The organism is Nitrospira sp. (genome assembly GCA_024998565.1).
Classification (GTDB): domain Bacteria; phylum Nitrospirota; class Nitrospiria; order Nitrospirales; family Nitrospiraceae; genus Nitrospira_A.
The window spans coordinates 115,194-138,192 of the sequence record JACOEM010000008.1; the positions used below are offsets into that span (position 1 = coordinate 115,194).

Here is a 22,999-nt window from a genome sequence, read left to right on the forward strand (position 1 = left end):
CAATGCTCGCTCAGTTATGCGTCTGATATAATGCCAACGATGCGAGTAAAACTTCTACAGGGGATCGGCATTTTGTGGTTCGCCGCGATCCTGACGGCCTGCGCCACCTCCGGCGACATGCACGAGTCAGCCGACGGCGGCCCGCACGTTCCGCCGTTTTCTCAAATCAAAGCCGCACCGGACTCCTTCAAAGGACAGACCCTGGTGCTCGGCGGGCAGGTGCTCGCCGCGCGACGCATGAAAGACGGCACGCGGATCGAAGTGCTGCAGTTACCACTCAACGACTCGCAACAACCGACCCTCGATTTGATGAAATCCCAGGGGCGCTTTGTCGCGGTCCAACGGGACTTTCTGGATCCGGCCACCATTCCCCAGGGCACGTTCCTGACCATTACCGGTGAGCTCACCGGCTCCATCACCTTGCCGCTCGACGAGACCGACTATACGTATCCCGTGATCGACATCAAATCGTTCCGCACCTGGATTCCATCGCAAGACTCGAATCTGTCCCGTGTCCGCCCCTATCCGTACTACAGTCCGTTCTGGCATCCCTACTGGGGACCCTACGGGCGCTTTCCCTATTATTGGTAACCCCGGCCGTTTGTCGATCGTCGGTTCGACAGCGGTGAAGAAACGACAACGCCCCGTCCATCCACAAGGATGAACGGGGCGTGTCTACTCACCCAACAGACGGTGTCGGTTACTTGATCATCACCAACTTGCCGCCCGGCTGCTTCGGATTCAGATGGTCGTGGTAGCTCAGGGTGTTTCCCTGGGTGGCGTTAAACAAATCGCTGGTCGGCACGCCGATGTACTTCGTCTCGCCCGGCTTCAGCTTGACTTCGGCCTTGAAGACGAACGGCGACGCGGCATTGACCGTGTCGATCATTTGAAAGCCCCGCTCCGTCGCGGTGGTATTCGTCACCTTGATCAACAGCGGACGGCCCGGACGGACTTTGAAATCGATGACCGTGGTCGGCGGATACCAGGCCTTCAGCGTGCCCATTTCAATGGCATACAACTGCACATCCACTTCCAACTCCTTGAACGGCTGACCCACAACGGAACCGGTCTCAAGGTCACCGACCTCGACCCCGCCGGCCTGATGGGCCAACGCAGACGTTCCACTCGCCAATACGCTCAACACGCCCATGAAAAGAACCGCAATCCTGCTCAACATAGAACCTCCTGTCAGGTTAAAGAGATGAGGACGGACGATGCTCCTGTGCCAGGCACGGGGGAAGACCGGTGCCTTCCAACACCTGGCCACCGACAATGTGACCATCGATGATGAGAAACAGCACTTTCATACGTTTGGTATTGTCCGAAAATTTCCCGCTGGCCACCGCCAGCACTTCATGTGACCCGTCAGGCTGAGGCTGATCCGCCTCGATCCTGACGTAATACGAATCGAACCCCTCGAATTCCCGATTGAACGCCTGCGCCCGTAACAACCGCTCCAATGAATCGTCGGCGGCCCATACTCCTGACCCGCCGGCCAGCGTGAGGATCTGAACCACGGCCACGAAGAGTTTTCGCATGGGGGACCCCTCCTAGGGAGTCGAGTTATAGCCCCAGCACGCTCAACCGTCTACAGATGTACGCTCACGAATGCCTACCGATGCTACAGGATCGTGTCGTTGAAATGTGGCGTACGGAGGGGACCGGGATCTGGCCGGCTTTGCCCTGTCTCGCGAGGCCGAACACGTTCAACTCACGCAGGCAGAAGGCCCTTCGGCAGAGTTCCAAGGGGGAACGCCGGATGGGACTCGCCGCCCCCTTGGCACAGTGACCAGATTACTTGCCCTTGGCCTTGCCCTTGTGGCTCGAGGCCTGTTCCGCATGCGCCAGGGACTCTTCCGCATGTTTGACGGCTTCCTTCGCATGCTCCAACGCTTCCTTCGCATGCGGGTCGTTGCTCGCCTTGACCGACTCTTCCAGATGCTTGATCGCTTCCTTCTCGTGCTCCACGCCTTCCTTGGCGTGCTTGATCGTTTCCTTCACGTGCCCGCCGCCGTCGGCCAGCGCGTATCCCACCGGCGCAGTCGCCACCAGCGCGGACAGGGCGAACGCGAGCATACCTGAACGCAATACAGTCATCATGATTCCTCCTGTGTGATAAGTGGATGTGGCACTCGATTGGGCGGCATTGTACCGCATTTGTCGTGTCGTGTTCAGTAAGGAAAGAGGAGGCCGCACTGACCGTGAAGGCAACCCGGGACCGAGAAAAAGATGGTGGGAGAGGGAAGCGCATGGGCGTACGCTTCCCTCATCGGAGCTCACTGCGTGGTCAGCGCAGTCCAACCGTCGAGCCCCGTCCACCGATCATCGAACGTCGGCGGGCGTCAGCCAGGGCAGTCGGCAGACACCGCACCGGCCACGATCCGCCGTGGCCTGCTGAGCGGGCGAATCCCAGCTCGCATACAACCATGATTCATACTGGCGCGTCCCCGCGCCATTCATCGTGAGACCGGCGCACTTCTCCATCGCAAACAGGGACGGCCTGACCCGATAGGATCCGGGGCCTTCCGGATAGGGCTCGGACTCCACGACGAACGTGGTCCCCACGGGAAACGATTCATAGTCCGGCGTGAGCAGCGCCTTGGGGCAGACATAGAACCGGAGCCGTTTCCGCCCGCCGGGCGATTCCACCGCAGAGGTCACGCTCGGCCAATCCCGATACCCGAGCGGGATCAAGAGCGTGGCAGCGGGAGGCGCCGGGGACCAGCCCTCGCTGATATCGAGGGCGACCGCCAGCAATCGCACGACCGCCACGCTCAACCCCGCCCTTTCTTGAGCGCCCTGAGCCATCTCCGCACGACGCGGTGACGCCACCGCAGCACTAACCGGCATGGAGCACCTCCCTTCCTGTCGCCTTCTACTTATCGCGTGAGTTCTCCGACCGCAGGCCCCTGGCGCATGGCCGCACCCTGCCGCACGACTCCCGGCTGAATCCGCGCCCGGATCGATGCGGCCCGCGCAGCGAATAATCCGGCTTCAACCGGCTGCCCGAGAGTATCGAGCACGTGCGCATACCGCTCCACCAACAGCCCGACGGTGGGATGATGCACACCCAGTTGCGCCTGTTGAATGACGAGCGCGCGCTGATACAACAACTGCGCCTCCGTCCACAGTCCCTGCTCATCGGCGAGAAACGCCATATTGCCGACAATTGTGCCGGTCAAGGAGGCCTGGGGTCCGGATGTCCGTTCCGCAATGGCCAGTGCCTCATCGAAATATCGTTGCGCCGACGCGTAGAGTCCTTCAGCCTGGTAGAGGCAGGCGGCGTTATTCAAACTCATCGCCACCGCCGGATGTTCATCGCCGAATCGCAGGCGGCGCATCTTCAGCGCACGCAGGTAGAACGGTTCCGCCCAGGCATAGAGCCCGCGCCCCTTATACAGAACGGCAAGGTTGTTCAGCACGGGGCCCAGATCGGGGTGATCCGTGCCATGGGCTTCTTCCATGAGAATCAGGGCCAGGTGATACATCGATTCGGCCGCTGTCTCCCGTCCCTGCTTGCGGTACAGCTCGGCCAGGTTGTTCAGACTGATCGCCACATCGGGGTGCGCCGCGCCCAGGACCTTGCGCTCGATCGCCAGCACCCGTTCATACAGGGGCTCCGCGCGAGCCCAATCGCCTTCGGCATGGGCGATTTCCGCCAGGTTATTCAAGGCCGCCGCGACATCCTCATGTTCCGGTCCCACGTGTTGTTCCCAGATGGCGAGCGCACGGGTGTACAGCGATTGTGCCTCCTGGAGACGGCCCTGGTCGTGATACAGCAATCCGAGATTGTTGGCTGCCGTGGCGACGCGAGGGTCGTCGGGACCGACCTGCTCAGCCTCGCGGAGGGCGCGCTGCAAGAGTTGCTCAGCCTCGGCATAGTGCGCCGCTTCCCTGGCCTTCACACCGTCGGCGAACAACTGCTGCCAGGCATCGGGGCCGGCGGCCCGGCTCCCATCGACGCCGCACAAGGCCATACCGGCCACCAATGCCATGCGTAACCAGTACGGGGCTTTCTTCGTGCAATCAGCCATGTGCGCCGCTCCCTCTGCCGACTCCGTCGATTCTCTGTTCCGCATCCCTCGTGTCCGGCCTCTCCGCACTAACAGCCCGGAAAGCCCCGAAGGGCCGGGGTGGAGGGGGAGGCCATCCCGCTCACCCCGGGAGGCAGATCCTGAAGAAGGGTGCACAACCCCAGGATCCGAGGGACCTGTGACTCAATCGGCCGATGGGCGGGGAGCGGCCAACCACCGCTCCCCCATGGGACTCCTGCGAGGAGGTAGGTCAAGACCCGCACACAGGCCCCATCTATTTCCCCCCGATCCGGCCGCATCCTGCTAGTGCGCCTTATGGCCCTGCGCGCAAAACTCGTCATACCGGTGCACGAAATCTTTCTGTGCGAGCGGAGCATGGCAAGCCCGGCATTTTGTAAAATCTTCGGCCAGCGCCTTGCCGTCAGGCCCATAGGCTCCGAACACCCAGGCCCCGTTTCTCAAATTGTCCGGGACGTCCTGTCCCCACCCCTCGTTCTTCTCCATGACGAACACCTTCAGCAGGTCGCTTTTCACCAGCTTTCCGTCCGCCCCCTTGGCCAAGGCCTCGCCTTCCGCTTTGGCCTTGTACAACTCCATGACCAGTTGGGTGCCCTGAGGAAACGCCGCGGTCGGACAGGCCCTGGCGCCGGCGGGGCTGACGAACAATTCCCGTACCTGCTTGGCATCTTCACGCTGTACCTCGCTCAAAAACTTCGGCCAGCTTTTATAGTCGGCCGGGAGCGCGATGTCGCCGTCCTTGGGGGCCGCCCCCGCTTCAGCAACCGTCGTCACGATCCCGCCGTTCCACGCTACCCCCATCACCACAATGAGGCTTAGTATCTCTCTGACCATCATATTCATCTCCTTCCTCTCAGTCTTGCCGTCGGCCCCGAGGGGCCGGGGTGAAGGGGGAGGCCATCCCACTCACCCCGGGAGGCAGATCCTGAAGAAGGGTGCACAACCCCAGGATCCGTTTCCGACAGACCTATCGTTTCATCGCCCTGCGCCCACCGAGCGGCACCGCCTTCAGGTGCGGCGTCGGTTCAAGTGGACGCGGATCCGTTCGATTGCCTTCCACCAGCGCCGTCACGGAGACACGAAAAATGCGGAGGCTGCCTCCACCGATCTTCGTGGCATTGAGCCGTCCTTCATCGATCCACCGGTAGATCGTCCACTTACTGACTTGGAGCAATTGCGCGGCCTCTTTCACACGCAACAGCGGCTGTTCCACCATCTCGCTTACCCCTTCAACACCTTGGCGGTGGATAGGAGCGGTCCGTGACCGCTCCTCCCCCGACTGCAGGAAGGGGCACGAGCCTCCCGCACAACCGGGTCCACCATTCAGGACCGATGCAAAACACATCGCGGTTCCGTCGTGGGAACCGGCAGCGGAGGTCACAGGAAACGCGCCTGCGCTGCCGGGTGGTCCGGGATCGGAGGGCAATCCCATCCTCGGACTCAACATGCTTGAGTGAAATAGCTCGGGCCGAACGCCCGGACAAGGCGGAGCACAGGACCGACAGGACTCCCGCCTGGCACTTGGCCTGAACGACGGGATCGAATTTCTCTGTGCGATGAATCGGTGGCGACGCGCGCCCCGCCCGAACTATCCCCTCACGGGGATGGGCGGCGCACGGGCATGCAGGGACGAGGGATCCCCGGAAGTCAGAAGGAGCGGAGGGGCAATCAACGTGTGGGATTGAGCGACCCAGGCAGTCCCCACATCCCCCTGGGAAATCGGGCCGACATCCGATGTCGCCTGACAGGCCCAGGAGCAAAGGGTGGAATGGGATTCCGTGCCTGAATGCTGATGATGACTATCCGACGGGGTGGCATGGGCGAAAGAACAGCCCGGTGCCACGAGCGCCAATACCACATACACCCAGACGATTCCGAGTGCGAGGCCGGCAACTGTGGTTTGTGAAGTCCGTCGGATCATGGTCTGATAGCTCTCACCTGCCGTATCAAATACGCCGTTCCGCAGAAGTTGTCTACCGACGGATGCTCACGCGTGCTACAAAATGTGAGCCCTTGTTCAAACACCTGTCGATCGAGGGTGAAATATTCAAGCGATGCCCGCCCTCCCGCATCAGAGGGTGCGCTCACCCAGCGCCTGCACAATTTCGAGGCGAGAGGCCCGGGTGGCCGGAACGAGGCCGCCGACAATGCTCATGAGCATCGCAAACACGAGGGCGATCGCGATCATCTCGCCCGAGAGGTGAAAGCCGAAGACCAGTTCGGTGCCGGTGTCGAAGTTCATGGTGGAGATCGTCATAGACTGCAACCCCACCGCGGCGACGACTCCCAGCAAGCCCGCGATCGTGCCCAGCGCCATCGATTCCAGCAGAAACGCCTGCAGGATATCCATCCGCGTGAACCCGATGGTCCGCAGCGTGCCGATCTCGGTCGTCCGCTGCGCCACCGACGCCGACATCGTCATCGTCGCTCCGAGCACCGCGCCGACACTGAAAACCACGGTTAGAAACAGCCCCGTGACGCGAATCATTCTGGCGAGGCCTTCCGCCTTGCCTTCGTAATACTCCGGCTCGCGTTTCACCGAAAATTTAAACCGTGGATCCCGCTCGATCCGGTCCTTGAACGCAGGCAGCATCGCAGGCTGCACCAACCGGAGGGTCAGAGACGAAAAGGTGGTGCGATGGAACGTCGCCAGGAATTGTTCCGCATCGCCCCAGACCTCGGAGTCGAATCCGCTGCCGCCGGCCTCGAACACCCCGACCACAGTCCAGGCCCGATTCCCGAAGTGCAACACCCGATCGACGCGGGCGTCCGGAAACTGCCTGGCGATGGAGGCACCCACAACGATCTCGGTGGTGCCCGGCCTCCACAGTCGCCCCTGAATCAGGCGGATCGCCGGCCGCACCGCCAGCGCCTCGGGTGCCGTGCCCCGCAAGGTCACGCTGGTCAGACTGCCGCCCTGCCCCTTCCGCAGCGTCAATTGCAGTCCGACCTCAGCGACCGCCAGCGGCCGGCGATCCGCCGTCAGTCGAACCTCCGGCTGAGCTGCCACCGCGCGTATTTCCTCGCGGGACAGGCTGCTGCCGATTTCCGAGAGTGCGCCTTTGCGCAGAATGATCACGTTCTCCGGATCGCCCGTCTTCCCCAGTGTCCGCTCCAATCCATGGGCCAACATCAACACGGCCAACAACACGAACACCACCAGCCCCAAACCAACGACGGTCAACGCCGTCGTCACACGGCGAGCCCACAGATTTCTGAGGCTGTACAGACCCCACCGCACCATTTCCTTACCCCCGCCTATCCCGCATGCCGCAGCCCGTCCAACGTCGTCATCCGGATGAGACGGACCGCCGGCCAGATCGCCGCGCCCAAGGCCACCAGCACCATCATGCCCAGGCACAACCCCGCCGTCTCCAGCGACACCGCGTAGGCGGCCACGTACCCGTTCGATTGGGTCATCTGCGCGTAGAGCCGCGACGCGGGGACGAGCAGGCCCAATCCCAGGGCCCCGCCGCAGAGCGCCAGCAGCAACGACTCGCCCAACACCAGGACGCAAAAATGCCGCGGCTGAAATCCCAGCGTCTTGATCACGGCATATTCCCTGGTCCGTTCCCGGACCGCCATGGCCAGCGCGTTCAGCAGGACCAGGAGCGCGATCCCGTTGATGACTGCGGACACCGCTTCCAGGCCGTACAGCAGTGCGCTCGACCGCTCGACCCACCCGGCAATGAACGCCTGCTCCAGTTCCGTGCGTGTCTCGGCAAACGAGTTCGCAAACAGCGCATCGATCGCCAGGGCCACTGCCCGGGGATTACTCCCTTCGTTCACATCGATCGCGTACCACGACACCTGATCGGCGCGGTCGGGCTGGGTCGTCTTCACCTGTTCATTGAGATAGTCCCACTGCAGAAACAATTCCTGATCCGACCAGATCATGAGGTTGCTGCTGCGGTAAATGCCGCGCACGATCACTTCCCATTGCCCGGGATAGCTGGTCCCGGTCAGCGGAATGACATCGCCGAGTTTCCATCCGTACCGCTCGGCCAGGGACAGGCCGACGATGCACCCGCGGCGATCCTGCACAAAGGCCAGACGCTCCCCCTCGGAGAGCAGAATTTCCGGATATGTGGTCAGCAATGTCGCCGCCGGCTCGGCGAAGGAGGCCAACGGCTGCTTGGAATCCTTGTAGATCCCGCCGAACTCGACGCCATAGTGCACGGACCGCACCCCCGGCAGCACCGCCATGCGATCTCTGTATGCCAACGGAAGCGGCAAGGCCCCCGACATCGCATGGACCGTGATCAGCCGGTTCTTGCTGGCCGCTTTTGCCGCTCCCTGCCATTCGTCGAGCGTCAGACGGATGAGGCCGAACGCCAGCACGACCATGGCGAGCCCCCAGACCGTCAAGGCCAGCCGGACCGGGCGGCGCAGCGTATTGCGGAGCACGAGCCGGCCGAGCGTCATGGCGGAGATTCCAGGACGCCCTTTTCCAGATGACGAATCATCTGCGCACGCTCGGCGGCGCGGGGATCGTGCGTGACCATCACGATGGTTTTGCCCAGTTCCCGATTCAATCGACCGAACAGGGTCAGAATATCCTCGGCGGATTCACGATCGAGATTGCCCGTCGGCTCGTCCGCCAGAATCATGGTGGGGTCGCTGACGATGGCGCGGGCAAGACCGACGCGTTGCTCCTGCCCGCCCGAAAGCTGGCGCGGATAATGGTCCATCCGCTCCCCCAGGCCCACAAGCCGCAAGGCCGTCTTCACATGCTCCCTCCGTTCCTGCCGCGACAGATGTGTCAGCAGGAGCGGCAGTTCTACATTCTCCGAGGCGGTGAGCACCGGAATGAGATTGTACGATTGGAACACGTAGCCGATGTGCCGCGCCCGCCATCGCGCCATGTCGCCTTCCGAAAGATCGTCGAGTCGTGTGCCGGCCACGACGACCGACCCGCTGGTCGGCCGATCGATCCCCGCCATCACATTGAGCAAAGTACTTTTCCCGGACCCCGAGGGCCCCATGATGGCGAGGAACGTTCCCGCGGGAATCGTGAAGGAGAGATCGCGCAACACGGACACGTCCGTGCCTGCCCGCGAATAGGTTTTCGAGATCCGTTGGAGCGTAACGACGGGATCGTACACGGTGCAGCCTTACAATGTCCGCCGCCGGATGGTCACCGAGGCACCGGTCCGCAGATCGGCGGGCGGCGCCACGACGACCTCATCGGCCTGAGTCAACAGGCCGTGAACGGCTTGTATCGGCCCCGACGTCGAGACGGCCTCCACCACGCGTTCCGTCACCACCGCGTCTTTGACGACGAATACGATCTGACGGCCATCGCGACTCACGACGGCCGTCGGGGGAACGCCCCAGGATTCTCTGTCCTCCTCGACCGATCCGGGCTTCGGCCCGAACGTCACTTTTGCGCTGAGTTCGGCGCGGACCCGTTCATCCAATTCGAGGAATCGCACCCGCGTCAGAATCGTCGCCTTGGCCCGATCGGCAATGGGCATCACCTGGACCACTTCGCCGCGATACCGGTGTCCCGGAACGGAATCCAACTGAATCTCGGCGGACTGCCCGGCCTGGACGCGGTGGATCATGGCTTCCGACACCTCGGCATCGACCATCACGGACGCGGGATCGACGATGGTGACGACGGAGCCGCCGGAACGGACCGACGCGGTCATCGGAGAGACGACTTCGCCCAGTTCCGCCAGTTTCTTCACGACAATCCCGTCGAAGGGCGCGCGGATGTTCGTATTTTCAAGCTGAACCTCGGCCGCTTTCCGTTCTGCGTCCGCCGCCATCACGGACGCTTCGGCCGATCGGACCGCTGCGGCCGCGCGCCGGACTCGCGCCCCGGCGATATCGTATTCCGATTTGGTGATGAACGATTTCTCCAACAGCATCTTCACCCGTTCGAAGTGGAGCGTGGCGTCTTCCAGTTCCGGCTTCGCCGCACCCAGCTGCGCCCGCGCCACGTTGAGCTTCGCCACCATCTGCTGCAACAGCGCATCGATATCCGAATGTTCGAGCCGCGCAATGATCTGGCCTTCCTTCACCGGGTCGCCGACCTTGACCCCGAGATACTCCAGCCGGCCCGTGCCTTTGGAAGCGATCAACGCCTGGCGCTGCGCGACGACGTAGCCTGTGGCGGCGAGCCCTGAGACGCCGCCTGCCGGCATGCGCACCACCGGGGTCACCTCCACCGTGTCACCGGAGCCGGTGAGGCCTGATTTCCAGGCCAGAAACGCGCCGCCCGTCACCAGGATCAGCAGCAGGAGCCACAGCCACCACCGGCCCCGCCCGGTGCGCCGGGGCAGATGCGGTTCAGTTCGCCGGATGGCCAACCCGTCCAAGTCCGCGTCATGAATACTGGGCGTCCTCGGTTCCGGTTGTTCTATCGTCGGGTGTGCAGACACAAGACCTCCATTATCAGGCGGCTGAGAGTCTACCGCAGAGAAACGTCACTCCGCACACGCCCCCTTCAGGCCGGACGCATGCGGCGTGCTCGCCGCTTTCGCCACCACATCAGGACTCCGGTCCCATAGATGACCGGACAGGCCAATCCGCTCAGACAGACCATCAGTCGACCGGGCCATCCGAATGCCTGGCCGGAATGTAGCGGCCATTGCCAGTCGGCAAACGTCTCCCCGGCGCTTCGCCGGGTGGCGGGATCCCGCACATCCAGAATGGCGCCGCTGTACTGATCGATACTCACGGTTCGTTCAGACCAGAAAAGACTGAGGCCCGGCACCTCCTTCCGGCCCACCAGATAGATGCCCGCCGAATCCTCCGGCATCACGAGACTATTCAGCACCCCTTCAGGGTAACGAGCCGTCGCAATCGCCAGCGCCTGCGCGGGAGTGATCGATTGACGGCCTTCAAGGGAAATGGACACCGGAGCCTGCTCCGGTCCGCGGGTGGCAGGAGACAAGAGCCGGACCACCCACACGAACGGATCGTTCCAGTTCATCCAGATGCCCGAGAGCAAGACTGCACCGAGCACAAGACCGGTGTAGAGGGAGAAGGTCTTGTGCAGGTCGAAATTCAGGCGGACCGGAGTGCTGGGCCATCTCAAAGCGAAGGCCTGCCGCCACTGGCCGGTGAGCGGCCACCAGACCATCACTCCGCTGATCAACGACAGCAGCAAGAGTAATGCGCCCACGGCAACGATTATCAGCCCGTTCTCGCCCAGAAACAGCGCAAAATGAAGCTGAAAAACGACGTCCATCAGATAGTGCGGCACCCACTCATCGGCGCCGTAACTGCGGACGCCCGTCACAACGGCCCGGTAAGGATCGACATAGATTCGTTGCCAGGCTTTCGACGGATGCTCGGCATAGATCGCAAACACACCGGTACGATTCCGGGGGCCGTATAACTGCACGATCCGGCTCCCCGCGGTCGCCGCCTGCTGAGCCGCAGTCACAATGTCCTGCAGCGGACGAGCGGGAGCAGCCCCCGGCGACGGCACAGACACCGTCAGCAGGGCTGGATTCAGCCACTCATCGATCTCCTGGAAAAATACGAGGATACTGCCGGTCACGCCGAACACCACCAGCAAGGTCCCCACGGATAATCCCAAGTAGAGGTGCACCTGCACCCACCACGTGCGCCACACATATTTCCAGACAGGTCGCGCCTGCGTCTTCCCGGCCTGGTCTCCTGCCAGGGACGCCGGTGCGGCGATCTCTTGCGACATTGTTACTACTCCAACGAATCGAGCCGGAATGCGCCGCGAGGTTCCTGACACCGCCACGCGTCCACGCCCCGCCGACCCCGCAAGGAACGAGGTTGACGACAGTGAAACGACCCGGCACAGGACCGCAAGAAATGCGACCCGAGCCGGATTGGCGACGGTCCAAGAGCGTTGCGTAACTGAAATCAGGCGATGACAGGAGGGGGGCTACGGCCATGGGCCGCAATCAGCAGTCGGTTTCCATAGGACACCACGAGGAGCAACAGGGGAACAAACAGCGAGACCACGACCGGCAGCAGAGGAACATCGGGCAGGATGAACGCCGTGTCATCCTGCGTGACGGTGCAGGCCCAGTTGATGAGGGGACCGGCCTCGACCCGGCCATGGTGGCACGGATTCAGGTCTCCCCCGGCGTGGAGGTGAAAGCTGCGGCTGGTCGGCTTCTCGAAATCGGTAAAACAGGTCACACACACAAACCCGGCCGCCAATCGGATGGCAACCAGGAGACAGGCAAGTAAAAAGAGCAGCGACGGAGTTCGTCCCGTTCTCCCACGGAGGGACATGAGCCGGAAGATGTCGTTCACCCGATGAACCCCATATAGTTACAGGACTCTTACCATACGAAACTCCGATCCACATGTCTACCACTCGATGCTCATGGTTGCTACAGTCCGCACCGCGATTTCGCGGTGCAGACGGCATTCCTCGCCGGCAGCACGTGGAACGTCTTTTCCTCCGCACGTTTCACGTTTTACGTTTCATTTTTCACCTTTCACGCTTCACGCCGTCAGAACTCCATCCGGATCGACCCCATGAAGAAACGCGGGGTGCCGAACATGGCAGAGTTGAAACCATCGCTCCCCGCGAAATGGTTCGTGTCGAAAAGGTTGTTGACGTTCAGTTGCGCGGTGAGCCGCGTCATCCCGACATGCCACTGGTAGCTGGCCATCAGGTTGGCCGTCACGTACCCGGGCAACTGAAAGGTATTGGCGATATCGCCTTGCCGTTCGCCCACCGCCACCACACCGCCGCCGACTTTCAAGCCACGCAACGCCTCGTCTTGAAACTCGTAGGTGCTCCAGATGCTGCCGGAATCCTTGGCCGCCAGGAAGAGCCGATTGCCCGTGCCGCCGGCAGTCGGATTACCGGCACCGTCATCCGCCACATCGTGGGTAATCTTGGCAAATGGAAGGTACGAATAGGCGGCGATCACCTGCCAGCCGGGCAGGATCTCGCCCGTGATGTCCAGTTCGATGCCACGCGTTTGCGCCTCGCCGACCGGCCGCAAGCGCAACAGGTTCGTCGCGTCCGGAACCGCGATATTCTGCTTTGTCAGGTCAAAATAGGCGGCCGTCATGCGGAGGCGGCCGTCCCAGAATTCAGTTTTGACGCCGGCCTCCCACTGCTGCCCGCTTTGAGGTCGCATCTTGACCCCATCCGTTCGGAAAAAGACATTGGAGGGCCCTAAGCTCTGCGTATAACTTCCGTAGAGCGAGAGCCAGGACAGGGGCTGCCACAGCAACCCGCCGCGCGGGCTCAAGCGGTCTTCCGCATAGGTGGTCACGCCCAGCTGATTGTCCCTCCCCAACGCATAGTCGTATCGCGCCCCGGCCAGCAGATGCAGGTGATAGGGTAATTCGATCTGATCCTGCAGATACAGGCCGTGCCAGGTCTCCGCATTGCTGCCGTTGAAGGAGCCTTGATCGAAGACCGGCGCCGGATTGCTGAAGGTGGGCGCAAAGATGTTGAAGGGCGGAGCGGGCACCGCATTGTCGCCGGCGAACTTATTGAGAATATAGAAGAGGTCATAGCCGGCGAGGAGCGTATGCCTGGCGACTCCGGTGTTCAGGTGTCCGGTGAGGTTGAACGTCGCCTGGTAGTTCCGCTGTGTACTGGGTCCATTGAAATAAAACCGTTCGAGGTCGCCGTTGGCCTGCGCGAAGTTGAAGAACAGATTATTATCGACTGCCGTTTTCAGATGTGTGTACGAGAGGCGGAGACTGGCCTCCCAATCGGCACTCAATCGATGAGTTCCGTGAAGGCCGGCAAAATAGCGATCGCCCAGATTCTGGTTGAATCCAGGATCGATGACGGTATCATGGCGCCCGATCGGAGCCGGACGATTCCCGATCACCGGCGTGCCGAATTCCCGCGTCCGGTCGAAGTGTAGATATTCCAACTCGGCGGTGATCTGCGTCCGTGGGCTGATATTCCACTTCAGCACCGGCGCCACAAACAGGTTATCTTCCTTCATGAACCGCCGAAACGAGCCAGAGTCCTCGTAGGACACATTCACACGATAGAGCAGCGTGTCGTCCTTGGTCAGCGGCCCGGTCGCATCGGCCGTGGTGCGGTAGAAATTGTAGGAACCGAATTGTTGCTGAACGGAGTAATAGGGAGTCGCCAGCGGCTGTTTCGTCACGATGTTGACGATGCCGCCCGGCTCCGACCGTCCATACAGAATGGCCCCGGGCCCCTTGAGCACCTCGACCCGCTCCACATTGGCCATCTCGCGTTTGCCTTGCCCGTTGTTTCCCCCTCCTAACACCCCATTGCGATAGGTACGATCGACGTTGAACCCGCGAATCACGAACGAGTCGGACGTGTCGCCGTTGGCGCCGCGTTGCACGATGACGCCGCTGACGTTTTGCACGGCCGTCTCCAATCGGACCGCTTGTTGATCTCGAATGACTTGCTGCGGCACCACCTGGACAGAGAAGGGCGTCTGCATGATCGGCGTATCGGTCTTCGTAGCGGTGTTGGCCTGCGACACCTTGTACGCCTCGCTCTGTGCAAGCACCAGGACCGGTTTGACATCGACGACCGGCACCTCTGCCTGAGCGGATGGGGTGCCTGACGTTTCCACAGGAGTCCTGGCCATGGGCGGCGCAGGTAACGGAACGACCGGTACCGGTGCCGGCTCGGATCGAGCGGCCTCTCGATCCACTCGTTCCTGAGCAGGCTCGGCCTCTGTGGGAACCTGCGTACTCTGACTCCCCTGCGTCGGCACCGGCTTGTGCGGCCCGATACAGGCCGTAAAGGCCATGAGACAGAACAGCATGAGCAGAAACCTACTGGCGACGCGCCCGTTCCCGACGTATACCTTCGTGTCCGGACGGGTTCGATCACTCTGAATTCCTGGTAAGACTTCGAACGACATGACTCCCTCTCCCGCGCGCACCTGCCTTGGGCGCGCACAATCTGGCTGAGAGCCGGTAGCCGCGCGTGAACCGCCCCTGGCCTGTCGCCACCGGGCACTGCGCGCAAGCGAGATCGGATCGCGCGGGCGACCGGCTCGTGAATGTTCACCGACTGTCAGATTGACGTTACGGGCGCGGGACGGGAGGACTGCGGCCATGGGCCGCAATCAGCGAGAAACTACGGCAGGAAATCAGTAAGAAGACGAGCGGGGCAAACCACGAGACCAGAGGCGGCAGACGAGGGATCTCCGGAAGCGTAAACCCCGGCTCGTCTTGAGATGCCTCACAGCCCCATGCCGCCCAGGGATCGGGGGGAACCTGACCATGGTGGCAGCGATCGTGATCGCCCCCGCTATGGAGATAAAAGGAACGTGTCTGGGGTTTTTCCCAATCGAGATAACATGCGGCATGGATGACGCCCGCCGCCAATCGAATCCCGATCAGGAGCGAGGCGAGCAGTACCACCGCGCGTGACGCCTGCGCGGACCGTCGATGAGAGTGCAGATGGCGGAGCATGTCGCCTGAGACCTCACCCTTTCCGTAAGAACTCCGGCACTATATGAACGGGCCGGGCGACCTGTCTACGGATGCCTGCTCATGGATGCTACAGTCCGCACCGCGATTTCGCGGTGCGGACTGGGTTCTCCGCCGACGACTCGTGAAACGTAAGACGTGAAAGATAACTCGTTCGACGTGTTCTCTTCATTTCACGTTCATCGTTTCACCTTTCACGCCTCTAAAATTCCATGCGAATCGACCCCATGAAGAAACGCGGCATACCGGGCATGATGAAATACGGCCCGCCGATGGTGCCGGCATAGTAGGTCTTATCAAACAGATTGCTCACGTTGAGCTGAGCGGTCATTTTTGTCATGCCCATCCGCCATTCGTAGCTGGCCATGGCATTCGCGATGGCATATCCCGGGAGCTGAAAGATATTCCCGGCATCGCCTTGCCGTTCTCCAGCCGCCTGCATCCCCGCTCCGACCTTGAGGCCACGCAGCTTTACACCCCGGAGTTCCTCATCCTGAAACGCGTAGGTGGTCCAAAGACTGCCCATGTTCCTGGTCGTATTGAACAGCCGATTACCCGTATTGCCAGGGGTGGGATTGCCGCTCCCATCGTCGCCCACATCGTTGGTAACTTTGGCAAATGGCATATAGGTGTAGGACGCGATAGCGCTCCACCCCGGCAGAATTTCTCCGCTGACATCGAGTTCGATGCCGCGTGTCTGCGCCTCACCGATCGCGCGGGAGAAGAGCGTCCCTGGCACCGGCACGGCAATATTCTGTTTGGTCAGATCGAAATAGGCCACGGTCGCTCTCAAGCGGCCGTCAAAAAACTCCGTCTTGACGCCCGCTTCAAATTGCTGGGCCGTCTGAGGAGGCAGAGGCTGCCGACTTGCATCGAAGGCATTCTGGAGTCCGAAGTTCTCCGTGTAGCTACCATAGAGCGAGAGCCACGCCATCGGTTGCCACACCAGGCCAACCCTCGGAGACAGGCGATGATCCTTTCCGGTCTTCTCATTCAGCACGGTGTCATGCGACACGGCATCATCGTATCGAGCACCGGCGAGCGCATGCAGGTTGAAGGGCAACTTGACCTGATCCTGCACATAGACTCCGTGCCACGACCGGGACGACCCGAACGGGCCGTTGTCGGGGATTTGATCGAGACTCGGGATCCCCAGGCCATAGACCGGATTGAACACATTGATCGGGAAATTGGACGCCGGATCGGTATCACAGCATTTGGCCACACTATACTTGTCGGTCTGATACAGAAAATCGTACCCGACCAACAACGTGTGCTTGACCATGCCTGTATCGAAATGACCGGTCAGGTTGAAGGAACTTTGATAGCGATTTTCCTGCTGTCCCGGCGGAACGTCGGCCAGAAAACGCTGAACGGTGCCGTCCGGTTGAACGGAACTAAACGGCACGATCTCTCGATGGCCACGGCCGTGAATGAACTCCCCGGATAGCCGATGGGTGATTTTCCAGTCGTCATTAAATTCGTGCGACCAGTTGAGGCCCGTGAAGAACCGTTCATTGGCGCTTTTGCTGAAGCTCGGTTCATCCAAGTACCGACTGATCGGAATCGGAGCCGGACGGTTGCCGAGCGCCGGGAGGAGGCCATCCGATTTCGTATTGATGTTGTGATACTCCATCTCCGCCGTGATCTGCGTGCGGGGACTAATGTTCCATTTCACGACCGGGGCGAAAAAGATCGTCTTCCGATCGACGAAGTCTCGGAACGATTCCGAGTTCTCATAGGCCAGATTGAACCGGTAGAGGAGACTCCCGTCTTTGGTGAGTGGGCCGGTCGCATCACCGGTCGTCCGGAAGAAATTATACGACCCGATTTGCTGTTGAAACGAATAATAAGGCGTGGCCTGCGGTTGCTTCGTAACCACGTTGATGATGCCGCCTGGGTCTGCCCGGCCATAAAGAATCGACGCCGGTCCTTTCAACACTTCCACCCGCTCGATGTTCGAGGTTTCGACCATGCTGTTGGTCGGTCTCAATACACCGTTTCGATAATAGGCCAGCGAGTCGAATCCGCGGATCATGTAACTATCCGTTCCCTCAATCGAGCTTGGGAACACGCTGACGCCACTGACGTTCTTCAGCGCGGTCTCCAAGCGCACGGCCTGCTGGTCCCTCAAGACCTGTTGCGGCACCACCTGTACCGAATAGGGCGTTTCCATGATCGGCGTATCGGTCCTCGTCGCCGTGGTGGCACGGTCCACTTTGTAGGATTCGTGCTGCGCCACGACATAGACCGGTTTGACATCCACCACCGGAACGTCGCTGCCCGTCGGTGTCGATGCCTGAGCCGGCGCCTCCGCCATCGGCGGGACGGGAAGAGGCACAGGGGGCACTCCCGAGGGCGGCGCCTCAGCGGAAGCCGCATCGGGAGCTGGGGATGGTTCTGCAGTTCCGGCAGGGTGCGCTGCGGCCTCTTGGGTCCGTTGGGTCGGCACCGGTTTATGCGGCCCGATACAGGCCGTGAACGTCATCAGCATGGCGCAGGCAGCGGCGATCCGGCCGACCGGCCACAGACTTGGACAACATCGACGTACTTCTTGCACTGATTCGACTGACTTCATGACAAGACTCTCCTCCCTGTTCACGCCGGCATGCGGCAATGACAGGCTGACATAGCGGCGGCCGGTATCGAGTCCGTGACCGGGCCTGCAGGTGAACGGTGGCGATCTGAGAGCAGAACGCGCCCGCTCATATCGCAAGACATGAGCGCCACGGCACAGGCATGGCCCAAGACTCAACCGATGGCGGCTGGTGTTTCGTTGTGACGGTGTTACGTACCGGGCTAGCAGGCGCTGAGGGGAGGACCGCGGCCATTGGCCGCAATCAGTGCGAGGCTACGGTAGCTTGGCCACAAGAGCACGAGTGGCACGAGGAATGAGACCAGCACCGGCAGACGAGGAATGTCAGGCAAGATAAACGCCGATTCATCTTGCGTGACGGTACAGGCCCATTGCGCGATCGGCCCAGCTTGGGCCTGACCGTGGCTGCAGGGTTCGCGATCTCCTACAGCGTGAAGATGGGCAACCCGATCTTGCTGCACCTCCTCCGGCAGAATACAGGTCGAGCAGATGACACCGGCCACGAGCCTGATGCTCACGAGCAGGCAGGCGAGTGCACCCAGTCGGGACCTTCGACCGGAAGGCCGAGAGAGAAACATGTGGCGAATGATGGCGTTCACCGGCAGCGCTCTTGGAAAATTGAGGCCCTCACCGTACGAAACAGCAGGCGGAATTGTCTACCGACTCCTGCTCACAGTTGCTACAGTCCGCACCGCATTCTCGCGGTGCGGACTGCATTCACAGCCGACGTCGCCTGAGAGGTAAGACGTGAGACGAGTTCACGTCATGTCACGTTTGTCGTGTTTCCTTTCACACGTTACGCCCTCAGCTCACAATTGCCGGATGACCTCTTTCTTGCCACTGTTTACGTCTTACGTTTCACGCCTCACGTCCTACGTTTCACGTCTCACTTTTCACGTTTCACGCCCTCAGAATTCCATCTTCAGGGATCCCAGGAAGAAGCGCGGCGTTCCGATGTCGATCCGACCCCGGCCGAAGCCTGCGCTGCTCGGGAAGTACTCCTGGCCAAGCAGATTGTCCACATTCACTTGCGCGGTGAGTCGCGTGGCCCCGACATGCATCGTGTAACTTGCCATCAGATTGACCAGCACATACCCCGGCATCTGGTAGTCGTTCTCCCGATTCCCTTGCCGCTCTCCTCTGGCCACCAGCCCAGCCCCTACTTTCCATCCCTGGAGATGCGGCTCCTGGAACCGGTACGTCGTCCACAGACTGCCTGCATGTTTGGGGACATTCGGAAAGCGATTGCCGATCGTGCCGTCGTTCATCTGGGTGATTTCCGAATCGGTATACGCGTAGGTCGCAATCACATCCAGCCCCGGGAGCACTTCTCCAGCCACGTCCAGTTCGACGCCCTTGTTGCGCGCTTCGCCCGTTTGCACGGAGAACCCCAAAGCGGCGAGCACCGGATCGTGATGGCCCGTGGCCACATTCTGCTTGGTCAGGTCGAACCAGGACAGGGTCGCCGTCCACCGACCATCGAAGAGCTCGGTCTTGATACCCGCCTCCCACTGCTGGGACGTTTCCGCTCTCAGCGGCGCTCCGGTCACGCCCAGCGATCCGACATTCGGCACACCGAAGCCTTCGACATAGTTGCCGTACAAGGCGAGTTCCTTGATCGGTTGCCAGAGCAGGCCGACGCGCGGCGTGACGGCGGACTGTCGGCTGCTCGATACTGTCCGCACGCCGCCGAACGTATTGTCGGTCGTGATCTCGGCGCTGTCATACCGTAGGCCTGCCAACAGATGCAGGTGAAACGGCAATTCCACCTGATCCTGAAGATAGAGCCCGAACCATTTCTCGCGGAGATCGAACGCAAAATTGTCCGCCGGATCCGCAATAGGGTTCCCGCCATGGATCGGGTTAAAGATATTGATGGAGGGAAACGCGAAGTTGTCGACCAAGGTGGCAGTATTTTTGAACTGGTAATAGTCCGCTCCCGCCAACAACCGATGTTTGAGCCCGAAGGTGTCGAAGTGCCCGGTCAAGTCGAGACTGGTCGTATAGGTCTTGTGTTTGTTGCCTTGGAATCCGGCGAAGAAGCGATCCAGGGTTTCGTTGTCCGCTTGCAGGGCCAGCGGCAACACCACCTGGTCATCTTCCATCGTCGATTGCAGATAGGCCCGGTGCTGAATCTTCCACTGACTATTGAACTCATGCGACCAATTGAATCCGCCGAGCACGGCCGTATAGTCCGCCTTGGCAAACGACTCGCTCAAGTTGCGCTCGATCGGTAGAGAAGCCGGACGATTACCGAGAGCCACCGTGCCATAGTCCGGCCGCACTTTGCCTTTGCTGTATTCCCCGTCGAACGTGATCTGTGTGCGCTCGCTCAATTTCCATTGCACCACCGGCGCAAAGAACGCGCGGTCGTTCTGGACAAACTCCCGAAACGACCCGGAGTTCTCATAGGACATATTGAAACGATAGAGCAGCGACCCCGACTCATTGAGTTTGCTCGTCGCATCCAAGGCCGTGCGGTAGAAATCGTACGACCCGACCTGCTGTTGAATCGAATAGTAGGATTGCTCCAGCGGCTTCTTCGTGACGAGATTGATCATCCCGCCCGGTTGAATGCGGCCATAGAGAATCGATGCCGGTCCCTTCAGGACCTCGATCCGCTCCAGATTCGCCATTTCCCTCCGGCCGGTCTGCGTCAAGGCCGACTGAAACCGAGTCCCTTCCCGATAGTAGTCGAACGTTTCGAATCCCCGAATCGTAAAGGACTCGAAGAGACTGAGCGATTGATTGGCAAACACGCCGCTGACGTTGTTCAGCGCATTGTCCAGACGCGTCGTCTGTTGATCCTTCAACACCTGCTGCGGCACCACCTGGATGGAGAACGGGGTCTCCATGATCGGCGTGTCGGTCTTCGTGGCGGTGACGGCGTTCGTCATGTGATAAGACTCGGCCTGCGCCACCACATACACGGGTTTCACGTCTACCACCGGTGTGTCGCCTTTCTCCTCAATGACGGCCGCACGGTCGGCTCCGACTGCTGGTACCGGCAGCGGCGCGCCGACCGCGACGGGCGGCTCCGATGGTATCGGTTCGGTGGTCTGCTGAACTTCGGCTGGTTCGGAGGGCTGGGCCTCCGCCGCCTGGCGTGGCTGCGTCGGTACCGGTTGGTGCGGCCCAATGCAGCCCGCGAACACAATAAGACAGATAACTGCGCCTGTGGTCAGGCTGACGCCCGACCACACACTTCGAACGTGATCCTCGGCATTCTTGTTGCCTACGGCTGACTTCATGACAAGACTCCCCTCCTGGCTATTCCGGCATGTCGAAATAGCCAGGGTTGCATAACGCCGGTGGAACGGTGCCAAGACCGAGGCACAGCCTGTGAAAACAGGGCGGCGGTCCGAGATCAGACCGAGCCCACTCGCGTGGGACCACGCGAGTTCCACGACACAGACCTTGCCAAGGTTTCAACCGCCAGCGGCTGATGTTTTGTTGTGCGGAATTACGAGACGAACGAAACGGCGCTGAAGGGAGGGCCGCGGCCATTGGCCGTAATCGGTATGAGACTGCGATAACTGATCAACAGGAACACAAGCGGGACGAAGACCGACACCACCACCGGCAAGCGGGGAATCGCCGGCAGAACAAAGGCTGATTCATCTTCGTTGACGGAACAGGCCCAGAGGATCCACGGACTGGCGGGAACCAAACCATGGTGACACTGACTCCGATCCCACCCGCTGTGGAGATAGAAGGCCCGTGTCTTCGCCTGCTCCCAATCGGTGAAGCAGGTCGAGCAGACGATTCCCGCTGCGAAGCGAATCCCGATGAGCAGGCAGGCAAGCAGCGCAACCAGCCGAGGGGTCCGACCGGATCGGTCGGTCGCATGCATGGCGCGAAGAAACTCGTTCACGGAATAGTCCTACAGAAAAAGGAGAGTAGCCTACGACACCGCGCAGGAAATGGTCTACAGACGCTTGCTCACGGATGCTACAGTTCAGGCCGTGAAACGTCAGACGTGAAGGGTAAACCGTGAACCGTTGGATGTCCCGCACTCCTATCGTCGCCCGCGTCGTGGCCTCCTCGTTTCGTGTTCGACTTGTTCCTCAATTGACTCTCGCTAAGTTTGCCGATAGGATCTCCCCGATCCTGCCCCCACCGTGTCTGACCACAGGAGACCGGCCATGCCACCTCGTGTCGACCGGCGCACCGTCGATCTGTCCGCCTATCCTGACCTCGTCGTGATTTATCTAGGCATGCGGGTTAACCGGCTCACCGGCCTGAAAACCCTGTTTGGCTTCGGTCCGAAAATCGCGCAGTCGGTCGAGGCTCGGCCCGACGGACTGCTGCTGCACGAAAACCTGCTGTGGTCTCTCGCGCCCCCGCACGTCGGGATGCGCCAGTACTGGAGAGACTTCGCTTCACTGGAACGGTGGGCACGGTCCGATCCGCACCGCGCGTGGTGGCAGAGGTTTTTGCAAGATTCAGGGGGAACCGGTTTCTGGCACGAAACCTATTTCATGCGCGGAGGGATGGAAGCGATCTACGACGACATGGTACGCGATTTCGGATTCCTGCGATTCGCGCCCCAGCAACCGGCGCGCGGACCGATGTATTCGGCACGGGATCGAGCGCACCAGACCGGGGAAGCCGCCGCGCCGCTACCGGTGGATGAAACGCGCTACTATTCTTAGCCCGGACTATTCATGCACGCCCTCGCGCGGCGTTCGAGACCGGAATCCGTTGGGCTTCGCACACGCCAGGTCGGCGCAGGTGTACTGGCGGTCGCGGATGAAGGCGAACGAGAACCGGCCAGCCTGGCGGGAGGATCGGACGACGTGGAGGCATCCATGAATCGTCCGGATGTACCCTCGTGATGCATGCACAGGTCCGCGACAACCGCCGATCCGCGGCTCGAGAGCCGGCGTCGGTCGCGTGAAATCACGCGCTGTCCTCTCCGATCAAGGCGCCGTCCCCGCCGGGG

General features: G+C 61.1%; 21 protein-coding genes and 1 pseudogene. 2 read left to right on the forward strand and 20 right to left on the reverse strand.

Translation table 11 applies throughout. From position 1 onward, the window contains the following. The first annotated feature begins 39 nt into the window (after positions 1–39). Positions 40–591, forward strand: coding sequence for a Slp family lipoprotein (locus H8K11_13935; GenBank protein ID MCS6264851.1), 552 nt, complete (start codon positions 40–42; stop codon positions 589–591). A 109-nt stretch (positions 592–700) separates the two neighbouring features. Here H8K11_13935 and H8K11_13940 read toward each other — a convergent pair whose 3' ends face one another. From H8K11_13940 to H8K11_14035, 20 genes and pseudogenes are all read right to left on the reverse strand, one after another. Next, on the reverse strand, positions 701–1,180 hold the full coding sequence (locus H8K11_13940) for a hypothetical protein (protein ID MCS6264852.1): 480 nt from the start codon (positions 1,178–1,180) through the stop codon (positions 701–703). A 16-nt stretch (positions 1,181–1,196) separates the two neighbouring features. Then, a complete protein-coding gene (locus tag H8K11_13945; protein MCS6264853.1) occupies positions 1,197–1,541 on the reverse strand; it encodes a hypothetical protein in 345 nt (114 codons plus the stop codon). A gap of 256 nt (positions 1,542–1,797) precedes the next feature. Next, a complete protein-coding gene (locus H8K11_13950) occupies positions 1,798–2,103 on the reverse strand; it encodes a hypothetical protein (GenBank protein MCS6264854.1) in 306 nt (101 codons plus the stop codon). Positions 2,104–2,325: 222 nt separating this feature from the next. Beyond that, positions 2,326–2,853, reverse strand: a complete 528-nt coding sequence (locus H8K11_13955; GenBank protein MCS6264855.1) for a hypothetical protein — start codon at positions 2,851–2,853, stop codon at positions 2,326–2,328. A gap of 29 nt (positions 2,854–2,882) precedes the next feature. Then, the gene (locus H8K11_13960) at positions 2,883–4,037 is read right to left on the reverse strand and encodes a tetratricopeptide repeat protein (protein MCS6264856.1); all 1,155 of its coding nucleotides are present in this window, start codon (positions 4,035–4,037) and stop codon (positions 2,883–2,885) included. Positions 4,038–4,340: 303 nt separating this feature from the next. After that, the gene (locus H8K11_13965; protein ID MCS6264857.1) at positions 4,341–4,892 is read right to left on the reverse strand and encodes a cytochrome P460 family protein; all 552 of its coding nucleotides are present in this window, start codon (positions 4,890–4,892) and stop codon (positions 4,341–4,343) included. Positions 4,893–5,022: 130 nt separating this feature from the next. Beyond that, positions 5,023–5,268, reverse strand: coding sequence for a helix-turn-helix domain-containing protein (locus H8K11_13970; protein ID MCS6264858.1), 246 nt, complete (start codon positions 5,266–5,268; stop codon positions 5,023–5,025). Positions 5,269–5,643: 375 nt separating this feature from the next. Next, positions 5,644–5,976: a hypothetical protein gene (locus H8K11_13975; protein ID MCS6264859.1), complete on the reverse strand. Its 333-nt coding sequence runs from the start codon at positions 5,974–5,976 to the stop codon at positions 5,644–5,646. Positions 5,977–6,126: 150 nt separating this feature from the next. Next, a complete protein-coding gene (locus H8K11_13980; protein ID MCS6264860.1) occupies positions 6,127–7,296 on the reverse strand; it encodes an ABC transporter permease in 1,170 nt (389 codons plus the stop codon). 17 nt (positions 7,297–7,313) lie between these two features. Beyond that, positions 7,314–8,480, reverse strand: a complete 1,167-nt coding sequence (locus H8K11_13985) for an ABC transporter permease (protein MCS6264861.1) — start codon at positions 8,478–8,480, stop codon at positions 7,314–7,316. Continuing rightward, on the reverse strand, positions 8,477–9,160 hold the full coding sequence (locus tag H8K11_13990) for an ABC transporter ATP-binding protein (protein ID MCS6264862.1): 684 nt from the start codon (positions 9,158–9,160) through the stop codon (positions 8,477–8,479). The genes H8K11_13985 and H8K11_13990 overlap by 4 nt, the downstream gene beginning before the upstream one ends. Positions 9,161–9,169: 9 nt before the next feature. Continuing rightward, a complete protein-coding gene (locus H8K11_13995; protein MCS6264863.1) occupies positions 9,170–10,444 on the reverse strand; it encodes an efflux RND transporter periplasmic adaptor subunit in 1,275 nt (424 codons plus the stop codon). Between the two features lie 65 nt (positions 10,445–10,509). Then, positions 10,510–11,727: a PepSY domain-containing protein gene (locus tag H8K11_14000; protein MCS6264864.1), complete on the reverse strand. Its 1,218-nt coding sequence runs from the start codon at positions 11,725–11,727 to the stop codon at positions 10,510–10,512. Positions 11,728–11,909: 182 nt separating this feature from the next. Next, a complete protein-coding gene (locus tag H8K11_14005) occupies positions 11,910–12,287 on the reverse strand; it encodes a hypothetical protein (protein ID MCS6264865.1) in 378 nt (125 codons plus the stop codon). Between the two features lie 224 nt (positions 12,288–12,511). Continuing rightward, positions 12,512–14,884: a TonB-dependent siderophore receptor gene (locus H8K11_14010; GenBank protein MCS6264866.1), complete on the reverse strand. Its 2,373-nt coding sequence runs from the start codon at positions 14,882–14,884 to the stop codon at positions 12,512–12,514. Positions 14,885–15,050: 166 nt separating this feature from the next. Next, positions 15,051–15,440 carry a hypothetical protein gene (locus tag H8K11_14015; GenBank protein ID MCS6264867.1) on the reverse strand — a complete coding sequence of 130 codons (390 nt, stop codon included), beginning with the start codon at positions 15,438–15,440 and terminating at the stop codon, positions 15,051–15,053. A gap of 220 nt (positions 15,441–15,660) precedes the next feature. Beyond that, the gene (locus H8K11_14020) at positions 15,661–18,036 is read right to left on the reverse strand and encodes a TonB-dependent siderophore receptor (GenBank protein MCS6264868.1); all 2,376 of its coding nucleotides are present in this window, start codon (positions 18,034–18,036) and stop codon (positions 15,661–15,663) included. 221 nt (positions 18,037–18,257) lie between these two features. Then, the gene (locus H8K11_14025) at positions 18,258–18,653 is read right to left on the reverse strand and encodes a hypothetical protein (GenBank protein MCS6264869.1); all 396 of its coding nucleotides are present in this window, start codon (positions 18,651–18,653) and stop codon (positions 18,258–18,260) included. Between the two features lie 309 nt (positions 18,654–18,962). Further along, positions 18,963–21,005 (reverse strand): annotated as a pseudogene (locus H8K11_14030) (TonB-dependent siderophore receptor). A 512-nt stretch (positions 21,006–21,517) separates the two neighbouring features. Next, a complete protein-coding gene (locus tag H8K11_14035) occupies positions 21,518–21,928 on the reverse strand; it encodes a hypothetical protein (protein ID MCS6264870.1) in 411 nt (136 codons plus the stop codon). A gap of 271 nt (positions 21,929–22,199) precedes the next feature. On the opposite strand from H8K11_14035, the gene H8K11_14040 reads away from it, so the two are divergent. Beyond that, complete coding sequence (locus tag H8K11_14040) at positions 22,200–22,709, forward strand: DUF4188 domain-containing protein (GenBank protein MCS6264871.1); 510 nt, start codon at positions 22,200–22,202, stop codon at positions 22,707–22,709. Positions 22,710–22,999 lie beyond the last annotated feature (290 nt).

Bases quoted from the DNA above. Each gene is read 5' to 3' on its own strand.
- H8K11_13935 (MCS6264851.1), top strand. From the start codon at position 40: ATGCGAGTAAAACTTCTACAGGGGATCGGCATTTTGTGGTTCGCCGCG.
- H8K11_13940 (MCS6264852.1), bottom strand. From the start codon at position 1,180: ATGTTGAGCAGGATTGCGGTTCTTTTCATGGGCGTGTTGAGCGTATTG.
- H8K11_13945 (MCS6264853.1), bottom strand. From the start codon at position 1,541: ATGCGAAAACTCTTCGTGGCCGTGGTTCAGATCCTCACGCTGGCCGGC.
- H8K11_13950 (MCS6264854.1), bottom strand. From the start codon at position 2,103: ATGATGACTGTATTGCGTTCAGGTATGCTCGCGTTCGCCCTGTCCGCG.
- H8K11_13955 (MCS6264855.1), bottom strand. From the start codon at position 2,853: ATGCCGGTTAGTGCTGCGGTGGCGTCACCGCGTCGTGCGGAGATGGCT.
- H8K11_13960 (MCS6264856.1), bottom strand. From the start codon at position 4,037: ATGGCTGATTGCACGAAGAAAGCCCCGTACTGGTTACGCATGGCATTG.
- H8K11_13965 (MCS6264857.1), bottom strand. From the start codon at position 4,892: ATGATGGTCAGAGAGATACTAAGCCTCATTGTGGTGATGGGGGTAGCG.
- H8K11_13975 (MCS6264859.1), bottom strand. From the start codon at position 5,976: ATGATCCGACGGACTTCACAAACCACAGTTGCCGGCCTCGCACTCGGA.
- H8K11_13985 (MCS6264861.1), bottom strand. From the start codon at position 8,480: ATGACGCTCGGCCGGCTCGTGCTCCGCAATACGCTGCGCCGCCCGGTC.
- H8K11_14000 (MCS6264864.1), bottom strand. From the start codon at position 11,727: ATGTCGCAAGAGATCGCCGCACCGGCGTCCCTGGCAGGAGACCAGGCC.
- H8K11_14005 (MCS6264865.1), bottom strand. From the start codon at position 12,287: ATGTCCCTCCGTGGGAGAACGGGACGAACTCCGTCGCTGCTCTTTTTA.
- H8K11_14010 (MCS6264866.1), bottom strand. From the start codon at position 14,884: ATGTCGTTCGAAGTCTTACCAGGAATTCAGAGTGATCGAACCCGTCCG.
- H8K11_14015 (MCS6264867.1), bottom strand. From the start codon at position 15,440: ATGCTCCGCCATCTGCACTCTCATCGACGGTCCGCGCAGGCGTCACGC.
- H8K11_14020 (MCS6264868.1), bottom strand. From the start codon at position 18,036: ATGAAGTCAGTCGAATCAGTGCAAGAAGTACGTCGATGTTGTCCAAGT.
- H8K11_14040 (MCS6264871.1), top strand. From the start codon at position 22,200: ATGCCACCTCGTGTCGACCGGCGCACCGTCGATCTGTCCGCCTATCCT.